The organism is Amycolatopsis sulphurea (genome assembly GCF_002564045.1).
Classification (GTDB): Bacteria; Actinomycetota; Actinomycetes; order Mycobacteriales; family Pseudonocardiaceae; genus Amycolatopsis; species Amycolatopsis sulphurea.
In genome coordinates, this window is sequence record NZ_PDJK01000001.1 from 854,187 (window position 1) to 877,163 (window position 22,977).

At 68.9% G+C, this 22,977-nt stretch carries 18 protein-coding genes; 16 read left to right on the forward strand and 2 right to left on the reverse strand.

The features are described from left to right. Positions 1 to 4: 4 nt before the first annotated feature. From ATK36_RS03950 to ATK36_RS04010, 13 genes are all read left to right on the forward strand, one after another. Positions 5 to 1,324 (forward strand): 3-phosphoshikimate 1-carboxyvinyltransferase, encoded by a 1,320-nt coding sequence (locus ATK36_RS03950; protein WP_141544362.1) that lies wholly within the window; start codon positions 5 to 7, stop codon positions 1,322 to 1,324. Further along, positions 1,321 to 2,037, forward strand: coding sequence for an SDR family NAD(P)-dependent oxidoreductase (locus tag ATK36_RS03955; RefSeq protein WP_170069585.1), 717 nt, complete (start codon positions 1,321 to 1,323; stop codon positions 2,035 to 2,037). Before ATK36_RS03950 ends, ATK36_RS03955 begins: the two co-directional genes overlap by 4 nt. Further along, positions 2,034 to 2,786: a creatininase family protein gene (locus tag ATK36_RS03960; RefSeq protein WP_098509859.1), complete on the forward strand. Its 753-nt coding sequence runs from the start codon at positions 2,034 to 2,036 to the stop codon at positions 2,784 to 2,786. Before ATK36_RS03955 ends, ATK36_RS03960 begins: the two co-directional genes overlap by 4 nt. Next, complete coding sequence (locus ATK36_RS03965) at positions 2,768 to 4,075, forward strand: aspartate aminotransferase family protein (RefSeq protein ID WP_098509860.1); 1,308 nt, start codon at positions 2,768 to 2,770, stop codon at positions 4,073 to 4,075. The genes ATK36_RS03960 and ATK36_RS03965 overlap by 19 nt, the downstream gene beginning before the upstream one ends. Continuing rightward, a complete protein-coding gene (locus ATK36_RS03970; RefSeq protein ID WP_098509861.1) occupies positions 4,072 to 4,872 on the forward strand; it encodes a PhzF family phenazine biosynthesis protein in 801 nt (266 codons plus the stop codon). The genes ATK36_RS03965 and ATK36_RS03970 overlap by 4 nt, the downstream gene beginning before the upstream one ends. Then, complete coding sequence (locus tag ATK36_RS03975; protein WP_098509862.1) at positions 4,857 to 5,972, forward strand: GNAT family N-acetyltransferase; 1,116 nt, start codon at positions 4,857 to 4,859, stop codon at positions 5,970 to 5,972. The genes ATK36_RS03970 and ATK36_RS03975 overlap by 16 nt, the downstream gene beginning before the upstream one ends. Continuing rightward, positions 5,969 to 7,273 carry an ATP-grasp domain-containing protein gene (locus ATK36_RS03980; protein WP_098509863.1) on the forward strand — a complete coding sequence of 435 codons (1,305 nt, stop codon included), beginning with the start codon at positions 5,969 to 5,971 and terminating at the stop codon, positions 7,271 to 7,273. Before ATK36_RS03975 ends, ATK36_RS03980 begins: the two co-directional genes overlap by 4 nt. Then, complete coding sequence (locus tag ATK36_RS03985) at positions 7,270 to 8,802, forward strand: ABC transporter substrate-binding protein (protein WP_170069586.1); 1,533 nt, start codon at positions 7,270 to 7,272, stop codon at positions 8,800 to 8,802. The genes ATK36_RS03980 and ATK36_RS03985 overlap by 4 nt, the downstream gene beginning before the upstream one ends. Positions 8,803 to 8,821: 19 nt before the next feature. Then, complete coding sequence (locus ATK36_RS03990; protein WP_098509864.1) at positions 8,822 to 9,253, forward strand: chorismate mutase family protein; 432 nt, start codon at positions 8,822 to 8,824, stop codon at positions 9,251 to 9,253. Positions 9,254 to 9,621: 368 nt separating this feature from the next. Beyond that, on the forward strand, positions 9,622 to 10,215 hold the full coding sequence (locus ATK36_RS03995; RefSeq protein ID WP_098509865.1) for a TIR domain-containing protein: 594 nt from the start codon (positions 9,622 to 9,624) through the stop codon (positions 10,213 to 10,215). Continuing rightward, positions 10,212 to 11,861: a tyrosine-protein kinase family protein gene (locus ATK36_RS04000; RefSeq protein WP_098509866.1), complete on the forward strand. Its 1,650-nt coding sequence runs from the start codon at positions 10,212 to 10,214 to the stop codon at positions 11,859 to 11,861. Before ATK36_RS03995 ends, ATK36_RS04000 begins: the two co-directional genes overlap by 4 nt. Positions 11,862 to 11,872: 11 nt before the next feature. Beyond that, entirely contained in the window at positions 11,873 to 12,478 is a 606-nt protein-coding gene (locus tag ATK36_RS04005) for a hypothetical protein (protein WP_098510325.1), read from the forward strand. Beyond that, entirely contained in the window at positions 12,475 to 15,648 is a 3,174-nt protein-coding gene (locus tag ATK36_RS04010) for a helicase HerA domain-containing protein (protein WP_098509867.1), read from the forward strand. The genes ATK36_RS04005 and ATK36_RS04010 overlap by 4 nt, the downstream gene beginning before the upstream one ends. A 57-nt stretch (positions 15,649 to 15,705) precedes the next feature. On the opposite strand, the gene ATK36_RS04015 is transcribed toward ATK36_RS04010, so the two are convergent. After that, a complete protein-coding gene (locus tag ATK36_RS04015; protein WP_098509868.1) occupies positions 15,706 to 16,608 on the reverse strand; it encodes a hypothetical protein in 903 nt (300 codons plus the stop codon). 237 nt (positions 16,609 to 16,845) lie between these two features. Between ATK36_RS04015 and ATK36_RS31975 the strand changes: the two genes are divergently transcribed. Together ATK36_RS31975 and ATK36_RS04020 are read left to right on the forward strand one after the other, a co-directional pair. Beyond that, positions 16,846 to 17,019 carry a hypothetical protein gene (locus ATK36_RS31975; protein WP_170069587.1) on the forward strand — a complete coding sequence of 58 codons (174 nt, stop codon included), beginning with the start codon at positions 16,846 to 16,848 and terminating at the stop codon, positions 17,017 to 17,019. Positions 17,020 to 17,133: 114 nt separating this feature from the next. Beyond that, the gene (locus ATK36_RS04020) at positions 17,134 to 18,327 is read left to right on the forward strand and encodes a helix-turn-helix transcriptional regulator (RefSeq protein WP_098509869.1); all 1,194 of its coding nucleotides are present in this window, start codon (positions 17,134 to 17,136) and stop codon (positions 18,325 to 18,327) included. A gap of 3 nt (positions 18,328 to 18,330) precedes the next feature. On the opposite strand, the gene ATK36_RS04025 is transcribed toward ATK36_RS04020, so the two are convergent. Next, positions 18,331 to 21,252 carry an AfsR/SARP family transcriptional regulator gene (locus ATK36_RS04025; protein ID WP_098510326.1) on the reverse strand — a complete coding sequence of 974 codons (2,922 nt, stop codon included), beginning with the start codon at positions 21,250 to 21,252 and terminating at the stop codon, positions 18,331 to 18,333. 260 nt (positions 21,253 to 21,512) lie between these two features. Here ATK36_RS04025 and ATK36_RS04030 point away from each other — a divergent pair, with 260 nt between their 5' ends. Then, positions 21,513 to 22,508, forward strand: a complete 996-nt coding sequence (locus ATK36_RS04030; RefSeq protein WP_098509870.1) for a hypothetical protein — start codon at positions 21,513 to 21,515, stop codon at positions 22,506 to 22,508. Positions 22,509 to 22,977 lie beyond the last annotated feature (469 nt).

Below are 22,977 nucleotides of genomic sequence, written 5' to 3' on the forward strand. Positions count from 1 at the left end.
GGCGGTGCCGGCCCGGATCCGGCTGGGCCGGCCGCATCCCGGCAACGGGCCGGTCCGCGCGAAACCCCACGCGGACAAGGCGATGAGCCAGCGCGCGACCCTGCTCGCCGCGATCGCGGACGGGCAGTCGCACCTCCGGAACCTCGCTGACTGCCGGGACACCGCATCGAACCTGCGAGCGCTTGAGCAGCTCGGCGTCCCTGTCCACGTCGAAGGAACGAGCGTGACCATCGACGGCGTGGGCCCTGGCGGGTTCGATTTCCGTGGCGAGACAGTGGACGCCGGCAACAGCGCGACTACGGCGAGACTGCTCATCGCGGTCTTGGCCGGCAGCCGGGCAGACTGCGTTGTCGACGGCAACGACCTGCTGCGCGACCGGCCGATGGACTGGCTGATAGAACCGCTGAGACAGGTGGGTGCCGACCTGACCTGCTTCGGGCCGAAGGAGCGGTTGCCGGTGCGCGTGGCAGGCAGGCAGCTGCGGGGCGGCACCGTCGACGTCGAGATCGACTCGGCCCAGCCGGTATCCGCGATGTTGTTCGCTGGGCTCGCGGCGGACGGCGAGGTGGTCATCCGGCGACGGACGGCGGCCCGCGATCACACGGAGCGGATGCTGCGCTGGACGGGCGTGGACGTGCGGGCCGCGCGGAACCAGGTGATCCTGACTCCCGGAACTCCGCGCGCCTTCGAGCTGACCGTGCCTGGTGATCCGTCCGCGGCGGCTGTGCTGGCCGCACTGCACTTGGCCTCGCCGCGAGCGTCGTCGTCTTTGCTGCTCGACGACGTCTGCCTGAATCCGACCCGGCTCGGCTTCTTCCGCGCTCTGCGGTCGCTCGGTGCGGACATCACGTGGCAGGAGGGTGCGGGCGCCGGGTCGCCGGAGCCGGTCGGCACGATCGAGGTGCGCGGCCCGCTGCGTCTTGCGGGCGGCACGGTCGGCGGCAAGGAACTCATCCAGGCCGGTATCGACGAGTTGCCGCTCCTGGCCGCGCTGTGCTGCCGGGCAGACCGGCCGCTGGTCATCGAGGACGCCGCCGAGCTGCGCGACAAGGACATCGACCGGATCACCGCCACGGTGGAGCTGTTGACGCAGTTCGGCATCGAAGCGTCCGCCACCTCCGAAGGACTGATCGCCGCTCCGTCGGAGCCGAAGCCGCCGGCGGAGCTTTCGTTGCCAAGGGACCATCGGCTGGTGTTCGCCGGCTGCGTGCTGGCAGTGCTCGCCGGCGGAGAGCTGGTACTCGACGGCGTGGACGCGGCCGCGACGTCGTATCCGGCTCTGGTCGAGGATCTGGCCACCTATGTTCCGGTGGAGGTGCTGTGACGCTGGCGATTGTCACCGGAGGTGCCGGGTGCCTCGGCAGCGAGGTGAGCCGCGGCCTCGTCTCCGACGGCCACCATGTGCTGGTGCTCGACCGGGCCGGGCACCGGCCGGCGGAGAATCTGACGAGTGCGGTGGTCGACCTGACCGACGAGGACGGTGTGCGGTCGGCCGTGGACAGGGGCATGGCCCGGCACGGCGCACCCGCGGTGCTGGTCACCTGTCACGGTTGGTCTCCGAAGGGACCCGGCGGGCGGGCCGCGGCCGGCGCCGCGATGCCCGCCGCGGACTTTCTGGCGGTACTGCGGGTCAACCTGCTCGGCTGCTATCTCGCGATGAAGGCGGTCGTGCCCGCGATGGCGGCGGCCGGTGGCGGGCGGGTGGTCAATGTCAGCAGTACTTCCGGGCTGACTGGCCGGACCACGGCCAGTCCCGCCTACGCGGCGGCCAAAGCCGGAATCGACGCGCTGACCCGGTCGTTCGCGGCCGAGTACGGCGACCGGGGGGTGCTGGTGTCCGCCATCGCACCGGGCAAGTTCCGCAGTCCGGGCTGGGTCGACGACCCGGCGGCAGTGGCCGGATACACCGGAGAAATCCCGCTCGGCAGGCTGGCGGAACCGGCGGAAATCGGCGCGGCGATCCGGTTCCTGGTCTCGGCGGGCAACACCTACCTCACCGGCCACACCATGGTGCTCGACGGAGGGCGGCTGGCATGACCAGGGTCGAAGACCTGACCTGGACCGAGTTCGAGAACCGGGCACCCGGAGTGCCGTACTGGCTGGTCGTCACCGGCAGCGTCGAGCAGCACGGTCCGCACCTCCCGCTGGGCGCGGACACCCTGGTCGTGGAGCGAGCCGCCGAACTGGTGGCCGACCGGCACGGCGCGCTGGTGCTGGGCACGGTGCGGGCAGGCGTGCTGCACGCTTTCCAGGACTGGCCGGGCAGTACTCGCCTGACGCCGGAGACTTTCACCTCGACCGTCGTGGAACTGACCGCGGGGATCGTGCCGTACCGGAACCGGGTCGTGCTGCTCAACGGGCACGACGAAAACCACGAGTCGCTCATGATCGCGGCACGGCGGCTGGTCGAATGCCAGGGCACGGACGTCGTCGTGGTGGAGTGGGCCGAACTGGTCAGCGACGTGATCCGCGAGAGGTCCGCTTCGACCAGCGAGGCGCACGCGGGCGAGGGCCTGACGTCGGTTTTCCTGCACTGGTACCCGGACCGGGTGCGGACTGAACTGGTCGCGCCCGGGGTCGAGCCGGAGAACGGCCTGACCCGGGACGATCTGCACGTGGCGAAGCGTGCGCACCGGCCGGTCCGATTCGATCGGGCGGCGGTGCCCTCGGGCGTGATCGGCGACCCGCGGCCGGCGAGCGCGGACAAAGGGGCGGCGATCGCGGAGGCGTTGGTGGATCGGCTGGAACTGCTGGTGAAGGAGCGAGGATGGCTGTGCGCCCGATGACGGCCGAGGACGCCGGCACGGCGATGCGGGAGCTGACCCGGTTCGAGTCGCCGTCGATGTCGGCGACCATCGAAAACGACATCGGCCTGATCGTGTCTCATGCGGACGGCCCCCATTTCTGGGATCGGGACGGCCGGCGGTATCTCGACCTCACCGCGGGGTCGGGGGTCCATGCGCTCGGCCATGGCGATCCCGGGCTGCTGACGGCGATGTCCGAGCAGCTGCACCGGTTCGCCCACGGTGGCTGGCAGCTGGGCTGTCCGGCTCGCGCCGAGCTGAGCGGTCGGCTCGCCGAGTTGCTGCCCTGGCCGGATCCGGTGCTGTTGTACTGCACAACCGGTTCGGAGGCGGTCGAAGGCGCGCTGAAGGTGGCTCGCGCGGCCACCGGACGGCGGCAGATCCTGGGTTTCCTCGGCGGCTATCACGGAAAGACCGGCGGGTCGCTCGCTGTCACCGCGAATTCGAGCCTGCGGCGGGACGTCACCGAGCTGCCGATCGCGGCGCTGAGCCTGCCGTATCCCTCGGCCCGCGGATACCTCACCGCCGAAGTAGTGTCGTCCGAGGCAGAATTCGCGTGGGGCAAAGAGATCCTCGAACATCCGGATTTCGGGCTGGACGACGTGGCCGCGCTGGTGGTGGAGCCCGTGCAAGGCGCGGGCGGCATGCTGGCGGCAAGTCCCGGCTGGCTTTCGCAGCTGCGCGAGTTCACCAGGAAACACGGCATTCTGCTGGTTCTGGACGAGATCTATACGGGCTTCGGCCGCACTGGATCGATGTTCGGCTTTCAGCACGACGGCGTCGTGCCGGACCTTGTCGTGCTGGGCAAGGCGTTGGGTGGCGGTCTGCCCGTCTCCCTGGTCGCCGGACCGCGCGCGGTGATGAAGCGGATAGCGTCGCTCCGGCAGACGAGCACGTTCTCCGCGAATCCGGTGGCCTGCGCGGCGGGCAATTACGTGGTGCGGCGCGTGGTCGAGGACGACCTGTCGCGGCGTGCTGCCGAGACCGGCGACGCACTGGCGGCTGCGCTTGCCGCCCTGCGGATCCCCGGCGTCGAGATCACGTTGTGCGGGCGCGGGTTGATGCTGGGCGCACGCGTCCACACGACGGGCGGCGCGGACTTCGTCAAGGCGGTGGTGGCCCGGATGCGGGAGCTCGGAGTTCTCGTGCTGCGCGGGGGTTCGGACGGTGAGGTGGTGAAGCTGACTCCGCCGCTGACGCTGCCGGCCGACGCCGCAACGGCCGCCATCGAGGCTTTCGCCACGGCAATCAGGGACGAGCTCGCGCGGTGACCGAACGACTCTGGGTAGGTCGGGTGTTCGTGCGGAGCGGCTGCGGCGGCAACCACACCGGAGTGGTGCTTGACGAGTGCGGCGCACCGGCCGATCTGGCTGCTGCCCTTGGCTTTCCGGACACCGCGTTCGTGCAAGAGCACGCCGGACGTTCCGTCACCGTTCGCACGTTCTCGCCGTACGAGGAACTGGCCCAGTGCTTGCAGACGACGCTGGCGGCCCCGGTCGCGCTCGGCGCGGCCGACAGTGAGACCTGGCGCGTCCGGCATCCCGCCGGCGCCTTGGACGTTCAGGTCGAGCGTGCGACGGACGGATGGCTGTGCTGGGCTCGCGACACTGACGCAGCAGGGGAGCCGATGCGCGTCGGCGACTTGCCGGGTTGGCTGAGCGCTGCGGACGTCTATCGGGTGCCGCAGGGACGAAGCAGGTTGTACGCGAGGGTTTCGGACGTCGCGGAGTTGCCGGTGTTCAGCTCCGCCGAGGTTCTCGCTGTTTGCCGGGCGCATGACTGCACTGCTGTCGTCTTCTTCGCCGAGACCGCGGCGGAGACCGTGCGGACCAGGGTGTTCACGACTTCGCTGGGAGGTCGGGAAGACGTCGCCACCGGTGGTGCGGCGGCAGGCGTCGGCGTCCTGCTCGCGCGTGCGCGCCGGACCGGGCGGATCGACGTGATCCAAGGCTCGGAGGAACCAGCCGGACAGGGACACCTGTTGTTGTCGCTGGACAGTGAACGACATGTCGGCGGCCGGGTATTGCCGCTGCTGACGGGAAGGACAGCGGCATGGGGACCGGACTGACAGCGACCCGCCACAGCCGGATCGACGACGTAGCCGGCACCGAAGAGCTGTTCGCCGGGGCACCGCTCTACGAGAGTCCCGGTTGGCTCCGTTACTGCGAGCGGCTTTCGGGCGGGCGCATGACGTACCTGGTCGCGAGGGACGAACACGGCAGTCCGGTCGGGCTCACGGCGACCAGGATCGTGCGTCCAGGCCAGGTGATGGCCCTGTATGACCTCGGTACGTTGTTCGACGACTGGAAGCCGGCGGCGTTGTACCCGAACGTCGTTTCCGCCGTGTCCGGTTCGCACTGGGTCGATCGTGTCCTGCCCGGTATCGATCCCGCTCCGGTTCGCGCAGTTCTCGGCAAGGAGCTTGCCGAGGTTGCGGCGGAGCTTGGCTGCCCGGCCGCGGCGGCGTTGTATGTCGACGAGATGGACAGTGCCCGGCAGCTGAGCGCGGCGATGGGTGGCTCGCCGCCGTTCATCTTCGCCGCGCAGACGCTCCTGACCGGGCAGTGGTCCAGCTTCGACGACTATGTGGCCAGTCTCAAGCGTTCGCGGCGTAACAAGGTACGACGAGAGCTGCGCGAGTGCCGCGAGAACGGGATCCGGATTTCCGTCCACAGTGGAACGAAAGCGCTCGGCGAGGACACTGCGCGGCTCCAGGTCGCGTTGCGGGAGAAGTATGCGGTGGGCGGCTCGGTCGAATCCGTTCTTGCCGATTATGAGAATCTTCGTGCGACGGTCGAGGACCGGCTGCTCGTGTTCCGGGCGGAGCGCGACGGACGGCTGCTGGGCATGAGCATCGCATTGCTGGACGGCGATCGGCTGCACCTGCGGCTGGTCGGCTTCGATTACTCGCAGGAGCTGGACTTCCTCTATTTCACCGTGTTGTTCTACGCGCCGATTGAATGGGGTTCCCGCAACGGGATGACGTCCTATGCGTTCGGCACCAGCAGCTATCCCGCGAAACTGGCACGCGGCTGCCTGCCGGCGCCGCTCTACGCCGTCGTGCGCTGGCCCGATGCGGACCGCGCGGCCTGCGAGGAGCGAGCGCGAGCGCACGAGAAGGCGCTGAGCGCGGAGCTCGGCATCGGAGACGGTGAGGGGAATTCGTGACGAAACGTCGTTTGCTGGTGGTGGACGCGCCGGGCGGTCCACGGCCGGAACAGTATCTGCGCAGTTTGTGCGAGGAATTCAGCGTTACGGTGGTGTGGTTGTCCGTCGAGGCGCCCGCGGGCCGGGACCGCCGCCGGGCAGCGGTCTCGCTCGCGCCGACAGACATCGCCGTCGGGAATCCGCTGGACCTGGCAGGCGAAATACGGCGAGTGGCCGACGCCCACGAGCCTGACGGGATACTCGCGCTGAGCGAGCGCGTCGTTCATGTCGCACAATCGGCCGCCTATGAGCGTGGGTTGCCCGCCAACCGCCCGGAGACCTTGCAAGCGTTGCAGGACAAGAGGATCCAGCGGGAGCAGTTGGCCAAGGCCGGCCTCGCGGTCCCCGAACCGTGGGTCCTGCGCACCGAGCGAGACTGCGCCGCGGCCGCCGGAGGGGCAGCGTTTCCCGCGGTGCTCAAGCCTTCGGTGGGTATGGGCAGCATCGCGACCTACCTGATTCCGGGTCCGGAGGAGCTGCTCGCGACTTGGCGGTCCGCGATGGAGATTGTCGCCGCGGACAGCCGGATAGCGCACCACAGCCCGGTTCTGCTGCTGGAAGAGCTGTTGCCCGGCATGGACCCGGTGGACGAGCCGAGGCTTGGCGACTACGTCTCGGTCGAAGTGCTGGTGACCGACGACGGCCCGAACATCCTTGCGGTGTCGGACAAATTGCCGCTGTCCCCGCCGTTTCGGGAGAACGCGCATTTCCTGCCGTCGGTCCGGCCGCCTGGCGTCCTGGCACCGATCACCGACTGCGTCCTGGCCGCGCACGAAGCGCTCGGGATCACCCACGGGGTCACGCACACCGAGGTCAAGCTCACGCCGGCCGGCCCGGCGATCATCGAAGTCAACGGACGGGTCGGCGGTGGCGTGACCGAGGAACTGCGGCTCGCGGCGAACTACGACCTGCCGCTCCACCTGGCCCGGACGGCCGTCGGGCGGCCGGCCGACACCCGCCCGGCGTTTCACCGGTACGCGTCGTTTCTCACTCCCCAGCCGCCGCAGGGACATCACGTGGTGCGGCGGTCCCCGGCGACGGCCGAGCTACGGGCGGCGTTTCCCGCGCTGGACGAGATCGTCCATATCACCGCCGCCGGCCAGATCGCCGATTCCGCCGTCGGCACCGCCGGCAATCTGGTCAAGGCATTCGCCGCCGCGCCGGCCCACGAGGACCTCGTCGACCTGGCCGAGCGCATCACCGGTCCCGAGTACTTCCGGCTCGAAGAGATATCGGCCGGCGACAAGGAGAAGAAGACGTGACGAGCAGTATCCGGATCTTCATCGGCGAGCCGTCCTCGATCGACCCGGCACAGGGTTTCGAACACGACGGGGCGCTCGTGCTGCGGTTCCTCGCCGACCCGCTGATCGACTTCACCCCGGACACCGGCGAGCCCCGGCCGGCCGCGGCCGCGAGCTGGGAGGTGGACGAGGACGGGAAGCGAGTGCTGTTCCGGCTGCGCCGCGATGTCCGATTTCACCACGGCCGGGCCGTGACGGCCGAGGATTACGTGTACTCGCTGACCAGGGTGGTCCGACCGGAGACCGGGTCGAAGCTGGCCTACAACCTGGCGATGGTCGAGGGCTGCGAAGCCGTCCTGGCCGGCCGCTCGGACACGTTGAGCGGAGTCCGCGCGCTGGCCCCGGACCTGCTCGAAGTCCGGTTGACCGAACCGTTCCACGAGATCGCGGCGGTGTTCGGGCACCGGGTCACCGCGCCGGTGCCTGCCGAGCTCATCGAGGCCGACCCCGAGGACTTCCGGGTGCGGCCGGTCAGCACCGGGCCCTACCGGATCGCCGAGCCGTGGCGGGAGGGCATCGGACTGGTGCTGGAACGCTTCGACGGCTACTACGGGAGCAACGCCGCCTACCCGGACGGCGGCGGCGGGCACGTCGACCGGATCGACCTGGCGGTCTACGACGAGGTCGACGAGGGCTACGCGGACTGGCAGCGAGGTGCCCTGCAGATCACCAAGGTCCCGCCGGCCCGGCTGGGGGACGCTTTCGGATTCGGCGAGCGATTCCGGCGGACGCCGTGCGCGCTGATGCAATACATCGGATTTCCCACCAGGGTCGCTCCGTTCGACGACCCCCGCGTCCGCCGGGCCGTCGCGATGAGTGTCGACCGGCAGCACATCATCGACGAGATCTTCCACGGCACCCGCCCGATCGCCGACCGGGTCCTGCCGCCCGCCATCGCCCGCGGCGACGGCGGCGACGACCTGATCGACATCGAGTACTCACCGCAGCGAGCTCGTGAACTGCTGGCCGAAGCAGGCGTCGGCACCGACCTGGAGTTCGACTTCTGCTTCAACGCCGGCCTCGGCCACGACGCCTGGGTGGCGCTGGCACTGGACCAGATCAGCGCCGCCCTCGGCTGGCGGTTCCGGCTCACCCCGTTGCCCTGGCCGGAATTCCTGCGCTGGCTGCCTCGAGCCGATGCCCTGTTCCGGATGACCTGGGTGATCGACTACCCGTCGCCGGACAACTTCCTCTATCCGCTGTTCCATTCCGAATCCATCCACCACGACAATTTCACCGGGTTTTCCTCCGCCGAGTTCGACCTGCTGATCCAGCGCGCCCGATCAACCGCGGACCCGGCCGAACGCGCCAAGCTCTATCGGGCGGCCGAAGAGGTAGTGTGCTCGGCTCTGCCACTGCTGCCGCTGTGGTTCGGCGTCCAGTACCACTTGGTCGACCTCGACCGGTTCGACATCGACGGGCCGCCGGTCGACCTGTTCGGCGAGCCCGCACTGCGGCTTTACCGGCCGCGGCCGAGCTCTGCCGGCTGATCCGAACAACGGGGGATACGTGACACAGCATGCGGACCGGATCATCGAAGCGAAGGCCGACCAGCTGCGGGCGCTCGACACCACGCTGATCGACACCATCCAGAACTGGATAGACCTGACCAAAGACCTCGGCAACGCACGGATTGACGCCGGGCATCCCCGAACTGTGCACCAGGATGAGCTGGCGTTCATCAGGGGCTTCCGCTCGCTCGGCGCGGCCGGCGCCGAGCTGGCCGTGGTTCTGCTACGGCTGAGCCGGACCGGCCTTGACTCGCCGCAGGCCAAGGAAGTCTCGCCGGCTGACTATCGAGTGCGTCGGACATCGACGTCGCACCCGTCCGGGCGCTTCCGCGACGGCAGACCGATCAACGTCGACGCTGAACTGGTAGGTCATGCCGGTTGTGACGGTGCGTGTGCTGCATGGCCGAAAGAGACGCTTGCGGGGCCGTAGTTTCCGGGTTGGGGATTCGCCTCGCCTGGGGCGCTCGTACTGCCTGGTATCCATCCTCTCAAGCCTGCTGGTTAAGGGATCGCTTTTCGATGTGTCAGGCGGTGCTGAGCGATGCCGAAAAATACCCTTTCTGCTGGTAGTCGGCCATCACCTACGTCCGGCTATGCGGCAAGCTGTCGTAGCGTGCGTGACGTCTCGGGCACTTCTTGGGCTCGCGCGTGCCGGATTCTGTCGAGGTATTCGTGCAGGTCAATTGTGCCGGCGGTCTGGTCGTTGTCCACTTTGTGGCCAGTTGACTGGCCAGTTGTCCCGATAATCGCCATTATCTGTCGATTTCCGCCCGCTGCCCGCCGCATATCATCGTTGGCGTGTCCGAGTACGAGTTCGATCTGTTCATCAGCTACAGCCGTCACGGCAGCGTGCAGAAATGGCTGCTCAACCACTTCTACGGCAAATTGCGTGAATGTCTCGCCGACGAGTACGGCAGCCTGAACGTGTACGTGGATCGGCAGATGCCCAGTGCGGTGCACTGGCCGTCCAACCTGCGGGACGCGTTGCAGCGCAGCAAGATCATGGTTCAGTTGCTCACCCCGCCGTACTTTCAGTCCTCCTGGTGCATGGCCGAGACGCGTAGCATGCAAGCCAGGGAGGAGATGCTCGGATTCGCGGGACACGGTGGCTCTTCCCAGGGGTTGATCTACCCGATCCTGTACGGGGACTCGGAAAATTTCCCCGATTGGGGAAAGGTGCGCGCCTGGCGGGATTTCAAGGACGTGGCCTATCCGGATCCTTCCTATCAGCAGAGTGTTGAATACAACAAGTTCCACCACAAGGTCAAGGAGCTCGCCAGGGACTTGGCGCAGCTGGTGGCCCAGGCGCCACCGTGGCGGCCGGACTGGCCGCTCGTCGAAGTACCGGAACCGGTGTTGCTGCCGACTCCTCCGCTGCCGAGGTTCGAATGACGACCGGCACCGTGCTCACCTTCTATTCGTACAAGGGCGGGGTGGGTCGCAGTTTCACGCTGGCGAACGTGGCCGTGCTGCTGGCGCGCTGGGGGTACCGGGTGCTCACGGTGGACTGGGACCTCGAAGCGCCCGGGCTGCACCACTACTTCGGGCCGAAGCTGATCGAGCAGCCGGAACGCGGCGTCGTCGACCTCGCGCACGACTTCCTGCGTGGTGCCGGAGCACCGGAGGGCCCGCGGGATCTGGAGTCCTACGCCGTCCGGGTCGGCGTCGAAGGTGGCCGGCTCGATCTGCTGGCCGCCGGGCGCGTGGTTTCAGGCAAGCTGGAAGACTCCTATTCGAAGCGAATGCAGGCGCTGAACTGGGAGGACCTGTACCAGCGCGGGTTCGCCGCGTACCTGGAGCGGTGCCGTGCGGCGTGGACCGAGGACTACGACTTCGTACTGCTCGACAGCCGGACCGGTGTCTCCGACATCGCCGGCATCTGCACCGCGCATCTGCCGGACCGGCTGGTCGTGGTGTTCACCGCCAACGACCAGAACCTCGACGACGTGGTGGACGTCGCCCGGCGGGCCGACCGCGCCCGTGACCGCATGCCCTACGACCGGCCCCGGCACTCGGTACTTCCCATTCTGTCCAGGTTGGACAATCGAGTCGAGTACGAGCGCGCCGAGCAGTGGCAGCGCAAGTGCGCCGAGACCGTGGCGCCGCTGTTCGGCAACTGGCTGGCGCAGACCGTCCCGGTGGACCTGATGATGCGCCACCTCACGGTGCCCTACGTCTCCTACTGGAGCTTCGGCGAGCAGTTGCCGGTCCTGGAGGAGGAGGTGCCCAAAGCGGACCAGATCTCCTACGCGCTGGAGACGGTCACTTCGGTCATCGCGCAGGACTTCGACCGTACCGACGTGCTGGCCGACAACCGTGACGCCTACGTGGCCGCCGCGCGGGACCGGTGCCGTGAGTTCGACCTGGACGTGCTGGTGTCGAGCGCACGGCAGTCCAAGGTCGCCGCGGAACTGATCCAAGAACTGCACCTGCTCGGGGTGCGCGCCGACCGGTCGTTGTCCGGCGACCCGGGATTCCTGGCCGAGGCCACCGAATCGGCCCAGCACCTGTGCCTGGTGGTGGAGGGACCGCTGAGCCGCTGGCAGATCACCGAGTCCGAACGATTCCTGCGGCACACGCTCGGGCCGGAGGGCCGGCATCGGCAGCTGTTCTGCCTGCTCGCCCGCGGCATCGATCGCGACGAACTGCCGGGCTTCGTGCGCAATCTGCGCCACCTGGAATTCACCCCGGACGTGCGGCCCGTCCAGGTGGCCAGGCAACTGCACCATCTGCTTACCGCCACCGGGGCAGAGCCGGACCAGGAGGCGCTGCGGGGCGCGGCGGCCGCTCTCCGCGCGCTGCCGGACACCCTGCCCTACGCCGAACGCTTCGTCCTGGTCGAGGAAACCGTGCGCGGAATGGCCGCCGCACTGGACCACGGCGACCTGACCCTGCTGCTCGACCGGTCGGCGGACCTGACCTTCCTCGGCAGAGCCCACGGCGACGGTGCCGGGGTGCCCGCACCCCGTGCGCTCCTCGACGCGACGAGGGCACTGCTGAGCCGGATCGATCGACGGATCAACGCGTTCACCGAATGAAAGGCGGCGAAATGCCGGAGCAGTACTCCACGAATGCCAGGGCCGCACTACTGGCGCTGGCGCTGGCCAACCGGGCCATGCTCAACACCGAACTGGTCAACGACCACAAGGTCCGGCTCGGTCCCGCCGACCGCGACCGGCTGAATACCGCCGGACTGCTGGAGAGTTCGACGAACGTCCGGCCGTTCGTGCACCGGATCACCGACGACGGGATCGACTGGTGCCTGACCGACCTGGTCCGCTCGGAACTACCGCCTCGCGCGGGGCCGCAGGCCCGGCAGCAGCTCGACCTGCTCCGCAGGCTGGTGCCGTTCCTGCGCCAGCGCGGCTTGCTGGCCGAGGCGTTGCGGTCCGGTGACCTGGAATCGCTCATCCGCGGCGTCTACGCCGAGCTGTCGGTGGGCGTGCAGGACTGGATTCGCCTGGCCCGGCTGCGGCCGAAGCTCAACGGTGCGGGCAAGGACGAGGTGGACGCAGTGCTGGTCAAAATGGCGAAGACGGGCACGGTCCACCTGGCCCCCGACTCCAATCGCAAGGTGCTCACCGACGTCGACCACGCCGCCGCCGTCCGGGTCGGTGGCGAGGACAAGCACCTCATCGTAATCGAGGAATCATGACCGACGACTTACGTGAGGTCCTGGCCGTACTGCGATTCAACTCCGCCGAGACCCCGGACGACGTCTGGCACACTTCGCCCTCGCACATCGACGGCCTGCACGCCAGGGTCGAGCACACCATCGGGGCGGGCATCGAGGACGCCAGGGCCAGCACCGGCCCGAGCCCGGTGGGCGTGGCCGTGCAGGGGGAGAAGGGAGTGGGCAAGACCCACCTGCTCGGCTCGGTGCGCCGCATGGTGCAGCGTGAGGGCGGCTACTTCTTCCTGGTCGAGCTCACCACCGGGGACGCGTTCTGGGATGACCTCGCCGAGGCGATGCGCGGCGAGCTGCACCGGGCCAACGACGAGGGCGAGCGCCAGCTCACCGTGCTGCTGCGGCAGTTGTGTGCCGGTGCCGCGGTGTCCGAAGAGGTCAGCCGAGCCATCGTGGGCGAATCGGCACTGCAGCCCGACCACCTGCGTGCACTGCTCAACGGCCTGAGGAAGGCCGACAGCCGCATCGCCGTGGAATGCGGTGATACCATCCGAGCTCTGGTGCTCTACGGGTCCGACGCCGCGGACATCGGCCTGGAATACCTCCAGGGCCACCAAGGCAGCAAGGATGACCGCCGGTTGTGGGGCATGCAGCACCGCGCCAAGTCACCCCGCGTGCTCGTGCGCGACATCTCCCGCGTCCTCGCCCTGACGGGTCCGTGCGTCGTCGGGGTCGACCAGCTGGACACCTTGGTCAACAAGGGGCAGGACGCCCTCGACACCCAGGAGACCGACGCCGGGGCGACCCGGGAAATCGCGCTGATTTCCGACGGTTTGATGGCGCTGCGCGAATCCACCCAGCGGACGCTGACCATCGTGGCGTGCCTGCCCAACACCTGGATGAGGTTGAAGGCCGTGGCCAGCGACACGGTGGGCGACCGGTTCACTCAGACCTCCTTCCTGGGGGCGATCCAGGATCCGGAACTGGGCAGGAAACTGATCGAGAAGTGGCTTGGGGTGATCTACGAAAAGCACGGCGTCACACCACCGCACTCGACCTGGCCCGTGGCCGCCAGCGCGTTCGGTGAGAGCTGGACGAGTTACACACCGCGGCAGTTGCTCAAGCGGATCCATGCCCACGCCGAAGCCTGCCTGCACGGTGAGATCCGGGAACTGGGTTCCTTCGACGAGAAGGTGGCCGAGACCGTACCAGTGGGCCTGCTGCCGGATCATTCCCTGGACGAACTCGACGAGGAGTTCGCCCGGCTGCGGAGTGCGGTCGATCTCAGCGAGCTGGACATCAGCAAGGATAATGAAGACGAGGTCGCCCCACCATTGCTGCTGGCCGGATTGAAGGCGTGGATCACCGAGATCGGCAATGACGACCTGAAGTGGCAGCCGGAGTCGCTGTCGGACGAGAAAAGGCTGCACGCCAGCCTGCGCCGGCACCTCGACGACGCGCTTGACCTCCAGGAGCAGTGGACCTTCCGGGTCATCTCCGGGGGCCACGGCACGACAGTGCTGCGCCGGTTGCGCAACGCCCGCGACGCTGCGGGCATCCGGGCCGGGGCCAAGGACCGGTACCTCGTGCTCATCCGCTGGGGCAACCGCGGCTGGACCGGGCCGACCACCCGCAAGGAGTTCACTGCGCTGGAGCAGCTGGGGGTGCGGCGCCTCGACATGTCGGACGAGGATCTGCGGACCTTCAGCGCGCTCCGGAAAATGCTGGCCACGCCGAACCGGCGGTTGATCACCTGGCTGGTGGCGCGCAAGCCGGCCAGCGGCCGGACACTGCTGCGCCACGTCCTGCCCCAGTCCACCCCGCCCAGGAACGGCCACCAGGAAACGCGGCCGCCGCCGGACCTCGCCCCGGCCAGACTCACCACCCCACCCCCCGCCGAGCCGAAGCCCACCCCGCCAAAGGCCCCGATTGCCGAACCGGTCGAAGCCCCGGTCGTGGAACCGGCCGCACCGGCCGACGAGGAATTCGTGCTCGGGCTCAACGGGGAAATCCGCATCGAGCTGGCGTCGCTGCGCAAGCACGTCATCGTGTTCGCGGGGTCCGGCAGCGGGAAAACCGTGCTGCTGCGCCGGATCGTCGAGGAGTGCGCACTGCGCGGGGTGTCGGCGATCGTGCTGGACCCCAACAACGACTTGGCCCGCCTGGGCGACGCCTGGCCCGAACCGCCTGGCGACTGGCTGCCCGGGGACGCGGGCAAGTCGGCGGAATACCTGGCCCACACCGAGGTCGTGGTGTGGACGCCGGGCCGGGCGGGCGGACGTCCGCTCAGCTTCCACCCGCTGCCCGACTTCGCCGACGTTCGCGAGGACCCCGACGAGTTCGCGGTCTCGGTCGAAGCCGCCGTGGCCCGGCTGGTGCCGCACGCCAGGGTCGTCAACGGTACCAAGGGTGCCGTTCGCGGCCGGGCGGTGCTGCGCGAGGCGCTGACGCACTACGCCCGTTCCGGGAAGCGGGACCTCAACCGGTTCATCGAACTGCTCGCCGAACTGCCGGAGGGGGTGAGCAAGCTCAGCACCGGCACCGCGATGGCCGCCGATCTGGCGGAGACCCTGCGGGCGGCTGTGGTCAACGACCCGCTCCTCGGCGGGCCGGGGGAAACGACCGACCCGGGGGTCCTGCTCACGCCGTCGGCAGGCAGGCGGGCCCGGATCTCGGTGATCAGCTTCATCGGGTTGCCGTCGGAGGAGCAGCGGCAGGGCTTCGTCAGCCAGCTCCAGTGGGAGGTGTTCGCCTGGATCAAACGCCACCCGGCCGTGGACCGGCCGCTCGGCGGCCTGTTCGTGATGGACGAAGCGCAGACCATCGCGCCGTCGACTGCGTTGACGGCCAGCACGCAGAGCACCATCCTGCTCGCCTCCCAGGCACGCAAGTACGGGCTCGGCCTGGTGCTGGCCACCCAGGCACCGAAGGGCGTGCACAACCAGGTGGTCGGCAATGCCACGACGCAGTTCTTCGGCAGGCTGAACAGCCCGGCGCAGGTGGCCGCGGCGACCGAGATGGCCAGGGCGAAGAGCAGTTCAGTGGGCAACATCTCGAGGCTGGAACGCGGGCAGTTCTACGCCACCGGCGAGAACTTCGCGTTCCGCCGGATGCGGGTGCCGCTGTGCCTGAGCCACCACCCGCCGAGTCCGTTGCGGCTCGAAGAAGTACTGGACCGGTCTCACGAGCACCGGTGACCGCGGCGAAAAGCGCCCTTCACCCGTTTCGGGTGAAGGGCGCTTTTTCTCGTGAGGTCAGCGCGCCACGGCGGCGACTACGGTGTTGATGCGCTGCCACAGTGCGGCGAACAGGTCTTCCCGGCGGTAGACCCGCGGCTCGCCGGTGCTGCGGCCGAGGACCGAGAAGTCGTGCAGCTCGAGCACGGCGGTACCGGTTTCGATGCTGTACACCGGGAGGGCCCAGCCGTTGCTGCACCCGCTGCCGGTGTCGGCCTGGTGCCTGCCGACCACGAAGTTCACGGTCTCGTCCCCGCCGATGCCCCCACGTTGGATGTCCAGCGAGTACACCGTGTCACCGGCCTGCTCGACCCGGACGCTGATGCGCGAGACACCGCGGTGCACTGTGCCGACGAACCCGCTGCGCTCCAGGCCCGGCATCGCCGCGGTGAGCTGGTCGCCCAGATAGCGGAGGGTGGCATCCTGTTCGGCGTACCGGCTGAACGTGGCGGGCACAGCTGGTGAACAGGTAAGCCGCCGGGCGCCGGTCACCACCTCGGCGATCGATGCCTGCTCGGCCCCCGCCGACTCGGCGGCCTCGACCCGGGCAGCCAGCGCATCGGTGAGCAGGTCGGGCCGCGCAGGGTCGAACCGCAGGTAGCTCACATGCGGGTGCAGCAGCTCGGCGGGCACGGTGAGCTCACCGACGAGCACCGGTAGCACGTGCTCGTCCCCGTTCTTGACCGCGCGCAGCATCGCGGCGCCGAAATCGTCCACAGTGGAGACGAAGGGCAGGAAGAAGCGCACCGGTGTGGCCGGCAAGTCTCCCTGGTCCTTGTGCCCCCACCACTCGTGGGTCTGGTCGGGCCCGTGCAGGACTGTCAGTCCGCGCTGCCGGCTCGTCTCGACCACCTCGCCGACCGCGGACCGCGACTGCTCGGTGAACGAAACGGCGACGTCATAGGCCGCGTTTTCTTTCATAACTCATCCTTCCTGGTCGTCACCGGCACCACACCGGCGAGTACCGGGGGAGACTCCACTGCCGCTGTCGACCAGAAGTGGACGCGGTGTGGATCCCGCCCGTTTCCCGTTGACCGCCGCGGGGGAAACGGTCACCTCCTTGCTGGCCGTCCGGGCTCTGATGAATCATCGATATGGGCACCGGGACAGATCCGGAAAGCCAGAAATCAATTCACTGATTCCTCGAGAGGATTCGTCATGTCCAAATTCATGTCCACTTTTGCTGCCATCATCGCCTCGGTCACGGCCGCGCCGTGGTTGGCCATGGCCGGTTTCATCGGCGGTTTCGCCTTGCCCTCGGACGAACAGTCTGCGGCGTCGCCGGCCGCCACCTCTGCGCAGGAGTCGGACGGAAACCCTTGGCAAGACTGATTTACCGGCAAAAGTGCCGCCCCGGTCGCCCGCGCTCACTTCGCGGGCGACCGGGTGATTGCGTGGGTTCGGGGCAGGTGCTGTACTCGAAGTCGATCGGAGCGGGAGGAATTGGTGACCGGAACATTTGGGGAACTGCTGCGTGAGTACCGCATTGCCGCTGGCCTGTCGATGGGCCAGCTGGCCAAGCGCATCCACTACAGCAAGGGATATCTCAGCAAGATCGAAAACGGGGTGAAACCACCCCACGATTCCATGGCCCGGCTCTGCGACGGAGAGCTCGGCGCGGGCGGCGCACTGCTGGCGGCGGCGCGGTCGGCGCGGGAGAGCGCGGTGACCGTCGACCGCCGCCAGGTGCTGGTGGCCGGCACCGTGCTCGGTGTGACGCTAGCGGGCGGGCCGCGGCCGGTGCCGGACGAACGGGTGGTCATCGGGATCCGGACTACCTTCGAGCACCTGCGGAGCCTCGGTATGCAGACCAGTCCGGTGGTGGTGCTGGAATCGCTGGCAGCGCAGGTGCAGATGCTCGGCGCGCTGGCCGGGGAGAACCCGGAGCCGACCAGGTCGCGCTTGCTGCTGCTGGCCGCGCGGATCGCCGAGTACACCGGGTGGATGCAGCAGGAAGCCGGGGACGACCAGCGCGCGCTGTCCTGGACGAGGACGGCGGCGGAACTGGCCGTCGCGGGCGGGGACCACGAGATCTCCAGTTATGCGTTCGTACGGGAAGCCGGGCTCGCGCTTTACCGGCACGATCCGATCGCCACGATCGAACTGGCGCGCCGTGCCCAGCAGGCGGGACCGGCCGGTTCGCGCGTCCTAGCCCTGGCCGCACGGCGGGAGGCACAGGGCCACGCTCTGGCCGGCGATCGCAGCGAATACGAACGCGCGCTGGACAGGGCGCTGTTTCACCTCGACGCGGCGGGCACGGTCCCATCGGCGTACCCGGTGCTCGGCTCCACGGCTCCCGACCCGATCGGGCTGGCCCGGGGCTGGTCGTTGTGCGACCTCGGCCGGCCCGGTGAAGCGGCCGAACTCCTGGACCGGGAGCTGACCCGGCTGCTCACGGACTCGCGGCGCACGCGGGCCCGGTTCGGCGTCCGCAGGTCGCTGGCCTATGCCCTGGCGGGCGAGGTCGAGCAGAGCTGCCGAACCCTGACCGAAACACTGGAGGACGCGGCCCAGGTCGACTCGGCGACGATCCGGCTCGACCTGCGGGAACTGGCCAGGAACGTAGGCCGGTGGCATAACCACGCCTCGGTCCGCGAGGTCTACCCGAAACTGCGGCGCGTGCTGCACCAGCGAGGCTGAAGCTCAACGCACCCCGTCGCGGCAGGCGCAGGTCAGTTCCGCCCGTTCGGTCCGCACCTGGCCGGCTTCGGGCAGTTCGAGCTCGGTGAACTCCTTTTCGGCCGCCTCCCAGTTCGCGACGGCGTCCCCGTGCCGGCCCAGCCGGTGCAGGGTCTGCGCGACGCCCCGGTCGGCGTGCGCCCGATGGCCCCGGTTCCCTGACGTGGCCGCCAGCTCCAGTGCGGCCTCGTAAAGGCGCAACGCCTCGACGTTGTCGCCCTTGGCCTGGGCAGTCGCCGCGCGGTCGCGGAAGAGCCGGGTGCGCAGGTCCACGTCGAAGACCCCGGCCGCGATGCCGGCGGCTTTTTCCTGGTAGCGCTCGGCTTCCGGGATCCGGCCGGCCGACCGGTGCACGTTGCCGATGTTGGACAGCGCGTAGGCCATGACGCACACGTCACCCACTTCGGCGGCGAGGTGGTGCGCCTCCTGGTGGTCGGCCAGCGCCTCGCTCGGGAAACCGAGACGCTGCCGGACCGAGCCGAGATTGTTCAGCACGTGCGCCAGCCCCAGCGTGTGCTGGGTTTCGCGGAGGATCGGCACCGCGGCGCGGTGCTGGCGCAGCGCGACGTCCAGGTTGCCGTGCAGCTCGTTGAGGTATCCCAGATTGCTCAGCGCGTGTGCCTGCCCGCGCAGATCACCGGCTTCCTCGTATTTCTCCAGCGCTGCCTCGAAGTGGGTGATCGCTTCGGCGTGCCTGCCGAGCTCCATGGTCGGGATGGCGATGGCGCACAACGTGGTGGCCTCGCCCCTGGCCTCGCCCAGGCGCACCCAGCAGGCCAGCGCTCGCCGCGCCAGCTCCAGGGCCGCGGCCAGTTCGCCGCGGCGGTTGTACACGGTGGCCAGCCTGAGCAGCACGTGTGCCTGACCGACCGTGTTGTCCTCGTCCGCGGTCACCAGCCGCCGGGCCAGTTCCATCGTCTCGGCCCAGTCGTCGAACTGGCTCGTCGTGTGGAAGTAGCGCCAGATGAGCACCGCCAGCCGCCAGGCATGCTCGGGCAAGTCGTGCGTGGCCGCGTAGCGGATGGCGGACACCAGGTTGTCCCGCTCGGCGGTGATCCACGCCGTCGCGGAGTCGGTGGTCTCGAAGGTCCGGGCCACCGGCGACGTGCGGGTCACCGCGGGCAGGCGAGCGCGCTCGAACGGATAGGCCGTCCCTGCCGCGTCCGCCAGGGTGACCAGGGAGAAGTCGAGCAGCCGGAGCACCGGGCCGGTGTGCTCGCCGGGCTCGGCCGCGGCGAACTCCTTGAGCGGATCCAGCATCTGGTATCGCTCCGGCGTGAGCTCCTCGATCAGGCACACCTCGTGCAGTTCGTCGAGCACCAGCCGGGCGTGGGCGAGGGTGCTGTTCACCAGAGCCGCGGCACCCGCCACGGTGACGTGCGGTCCCGGTGTGTGCCCGAGCAAGCGGAACATCTCCTGCTGGTGCTCGCCCAGCTGCTGGTAGGAGGCCCGGACGGCCGCGGCGCCCGCGCCGTTGCCGGTACCGGCGTGCCAGGGCCCGCTTTCGGCCAGCAACCGGAGCAGGTGCTCCAGCGGCCACCGGTCGTGGCGGCGGAACAACGCGGCGGAGACGCGGATCGGCATCGGCAAGTGACCGCACCGCTTGACCACTTCGGCCACCTCGGGGGCGCGACCGGCGACCCGCCGCGGCACGGTGAGGGTGCAGAACAACGCGGCGGCGTCGTCCGGCCGCAGCGGAGCCAGCCGCACCTGCTGCCCGGTGTCCGGCTCGCCCACCCGCCTGCTCGTCACGATCGCGAAGCAGTCCGGGGCGTCCGGGAGCAGGGTGTGGACCTGCTCGGCGGACCGCGCGTTGTCCAGGAGGATCAACGTCCGGGTCCCGGACAACTCGTTCTGGTACATCGCGATCCTGCGCCCCGGCGAGGCGGGGATCTGCTCGGCGGGTACCCCGAGTTCGAGCAGGAGCTGGGTGAGCGCGTCGCCCGTGGACATCGCGGCGACGTTCGGGGTGAACCCGTTGAGCCGTAACAGCACCTGCCTGTCAGGGAATCGCTCCCGCAGCCGGTGCGCGGCTTCCAGTGCCAGGCCGGTCTTGCCCACCCCCGGTGCGCCGCTGACCCACACGGCTTTCTCGCCGGTGCCCGCCGCCGTGGCGATCAGGTCGAGTTCGTTTTCGCGGCCGATGAAACTACCGGGCCGGGACGGCAGAGAGCTGGCGGGCTCATCGCGTTCGGCCCGGGCGGCGATGGTGCGCAGCCTCGGCCCCGGCTCGAGATCGAGTTCGGCGAGCGCGGCGCAGGTTCTGTGGAACATCCGGATCGCCTCCACGCGATCACCGTTGGCGAGCAGCGCGCGCATCAGCAACTCGGCGTGGCGCTGCCGGTCCGGTTCCTTGCCGACGATGCGGCGCAACCGGTCGCGCGCCGATCGATGATCACCGGTGGCCAGTTCCAGTTCGGCGAGATCGCCGACGGTGTCGAAATAGCCCTCGGCCGGCGAGATCACGTCCGTGCCGCCCACCCGGTCGATGTCGATGTCTTCGAGAAAGCGCCCGCGCCACAGGTCGACCGCGGCGCGGAGCAGCTCGATCCGACGGCGTGGCTCCTGCTCCCGACGGGCCTGCTCACGCCACTGGTCGAAGCGGTGGAGGTCGAGCTGATCCGGGGAAACCCGCAGCAGGTAGCCGGTCGCGGTGGTCTCGATCGCGACGTCGCCGGCCGGGTCGAAGACCTTGCGCAACTTGTTGATGTAGCCGCGGATCAGGGTCCGGCGCTCGGGGGTGGCCCCCCAGATGATCTCGGTCAGCCGGTCGGCGGAAAGCGGTTTGTTGGCGTGCAACAGAAGTACAATGAGCACGAAGCGCTGTTGCTGCTTGCCCAGATCTACCTGAGCGCCCTCGTGCCACGCCTCCAGCGGACCCAACATCCGAAAATCCACTCCGCCTCCCGGTGCGAGCTTGATGTCCATCACTGTGTCGGTGCAAGCGCCCATTCGTGTGGCGCCGAAAACGACATATTTCCGGCCTGCCTGCAATCGGGCGCGCGCACCTTCGTTTCCGGGCTAGCGCGAGCGGGCGGAACGAGTACTGGGTACCGCCGTGCGGACTGATCCACGACATGTCCACTTCTGGTCCACTTACCCGTCGCAAGCTGCCGGTCATCGGAGATCGACGGGGAGGCCTGCTGATGAGCACCCATGACGAACTGGTGCGGGAACTCAAGTCGTTGCGCAAGGGCCGCGGGGTGCACGCCGGGAGGATCGGCGAGCGGATCGGCCCGACGCTGCGCGTGCTGTGCGGTGTGACGGAGGACGACGGTCCGGTCGCCATCCGGGAGAAGCTCGTGGCGCGGTTGACCGGATTGGCCCAGCAGCTGCCGGAGGACATGCGCCTGGCCACCGTCGCCGCCTTCGGGCTCACCGCCGACGTGCGCATGCCGCTGTATCAGGACCGCGTCGGCTGGGCCGCACCCCGGATCGATCGCGACGCGCGTACCGTCCGCCGCCGGGTCGACGAGGCCATCGACCTGCTCGCGGAACTGGTGGTGACCATCCCGCTCCGGCCGGACGGGGCCTGGCACATCGCGGAACTGCACGTAGTGGTGACGCTGGACCGGCCGCAGCACGAAGTGCTGGAGCAGTACCGCATCGTCGCCGACCACGACGGACTGCACGAACTCGACTTCACCTCGCCGGCGTTCGAACTGCGGGGCCTGCTCGACGTGGACGTGCTCTATGGGGGCACCTTGCGCGCCGGTGGCACGGCGCGGGGACGCCTGTCCCTCACCCCGCCCGAACCACTCGCGAAAGGCGACACGCATGCCTTCGCCATGAGGTACCGCCTTCCTCGGCCGCAGGTGCTGCGGTCATACGTGGTGCATGAGCTGGAACAGCCCTGCGAGCTGTTCGATCTGCGCGTGCGTTTTGCCAGGTATCGCATTCCGCGCCAAGTGTGGACATTACGCGACGTCACCGGTCCGCACGGTGGTCATCACCAAGCGGTGGACCGTGCGGGAGAAATATATCAGCGATTCCAGAGACTTCTACCAGGCCGCTCCTACGGCGCGCGTTGGGACGGTGATGAAGGGGGGAACGAATTCTCCGGGCACCACTGTTCGTGTGCGGATCGGAGCGCGCCGCGGAACAGCGATTTCGCCGAAACGCGGGTCTGGAACGTGAGCTGACCGGAGTGTTCCGCCGGTGTCAGTCGGTGAGCACGGTGATGGCGTAGGAGGTGAGATCGCCGAGCTGGCGGGGCCGCCGCGCGTCCGGCCGGCGACAGGGCCGTGATGCCGTGGAAAGCGGCCACAAGCAGGAGCCGGTGCAGATCCTCCGGCTTCAGCCTCCCGGCGCGTCGACCGACCAGGATGATCTCGCAGTCGCGGGCGTCCCGGGCACTACGGAGGTGTGCCGGCCTGGCCGCGTCGTCGCCACGCCCTCCCCGGTCGAACGGACCGGGAAGCGCGACTTCGACGACCTGCACTGGGCGCGCACGCCCCGCAACTCCCCGCGCGCCTTTGCGAACTCGAAGGCGGCCAACCTGCTGTTCGCCGCCGAACGGCAGTGTCGGCTGACCGCCGCTACGCCGGGGCGCCGCCGGTGCTCTACGTCGCGGGGCGGACATTCCCGGCGACAGCTTCCGCGCACGCACGT

Excerpts from the sequence above, each read along its gene's own strand:
- ATK36_RS04010 (WP_098509867.1), top strand. The coding sequence starts at position 12,475 with ATGACCGACGACTTACGTGAGGTCCTGGCCGTACTGCGATTCAACTCC.
- ATK36_RS31975 (WP_170069587.1), top strand. The coding sequence starts at position 16,846 with ATGTCCAAATTCATGTCCACTTTTGCTGCCATCATCGCCTCGGTCACG.
- ATK36_RS04025 (WP_098510326.1), bottom strand. The coding sequence starts at position 21,252 with ATGTTGGGTCCGCTGGAGGCGTGGCACGAGGGCGCTCAGGTAGATCTG.
- ATK36_RS04015 (WP_098509868.1), bottom strand. The coding sequence starts at position 16,608 with ATGAAAGAAAACGCGGCCTATGACGTCGCCGTTTCGTTCACCGAGCAG.
- ATK36_RS03975 (WP_098509862.1), top strand. The coding sequence starts at position 4,857 with ATGGGGACCGGACTGACAGCGACCCGCCACAGCCGGATCGACGACGTA.
- ATK36_RS04030 (WP_098509870.1), top strand. The coding sequence starts at position 21,513 with ATGAGCACCCATGACGAACTGGTGCGGGAACTCAAGTCGTTGCGCAAG.
- ATK36_RS03960 (WP_098509859.1), top strand. The coding sequence starts at position 2,034 with ATGACCAGGGTCGAAGACCTGACCTGGACCGAGTTCGAGAACCGGGCA.
- ATK36_RS04005 (WP_098510325.1), top strand. The coding sequence starts at position 11,873 with ATGCCGGAGCAGTACTCCACGAATGCCAGGGCCGCACTACTGGCGCTG.
- ATK36_RS04000 (WP_098509866.1), top strand. The coding sequence starts at position 10,212 with ATGACGACCGGCACCGTGCTCACCTTCTATTCGTACAAGGGCGGGGTG.
- ATK36_RS03965 (WP_098509860.1), top strand. The coding sequence starts at position 2,768 with ATGGCTGTGCGCCCGATGACGGCCGAGGACGCCGGCACGGCGATGCGG.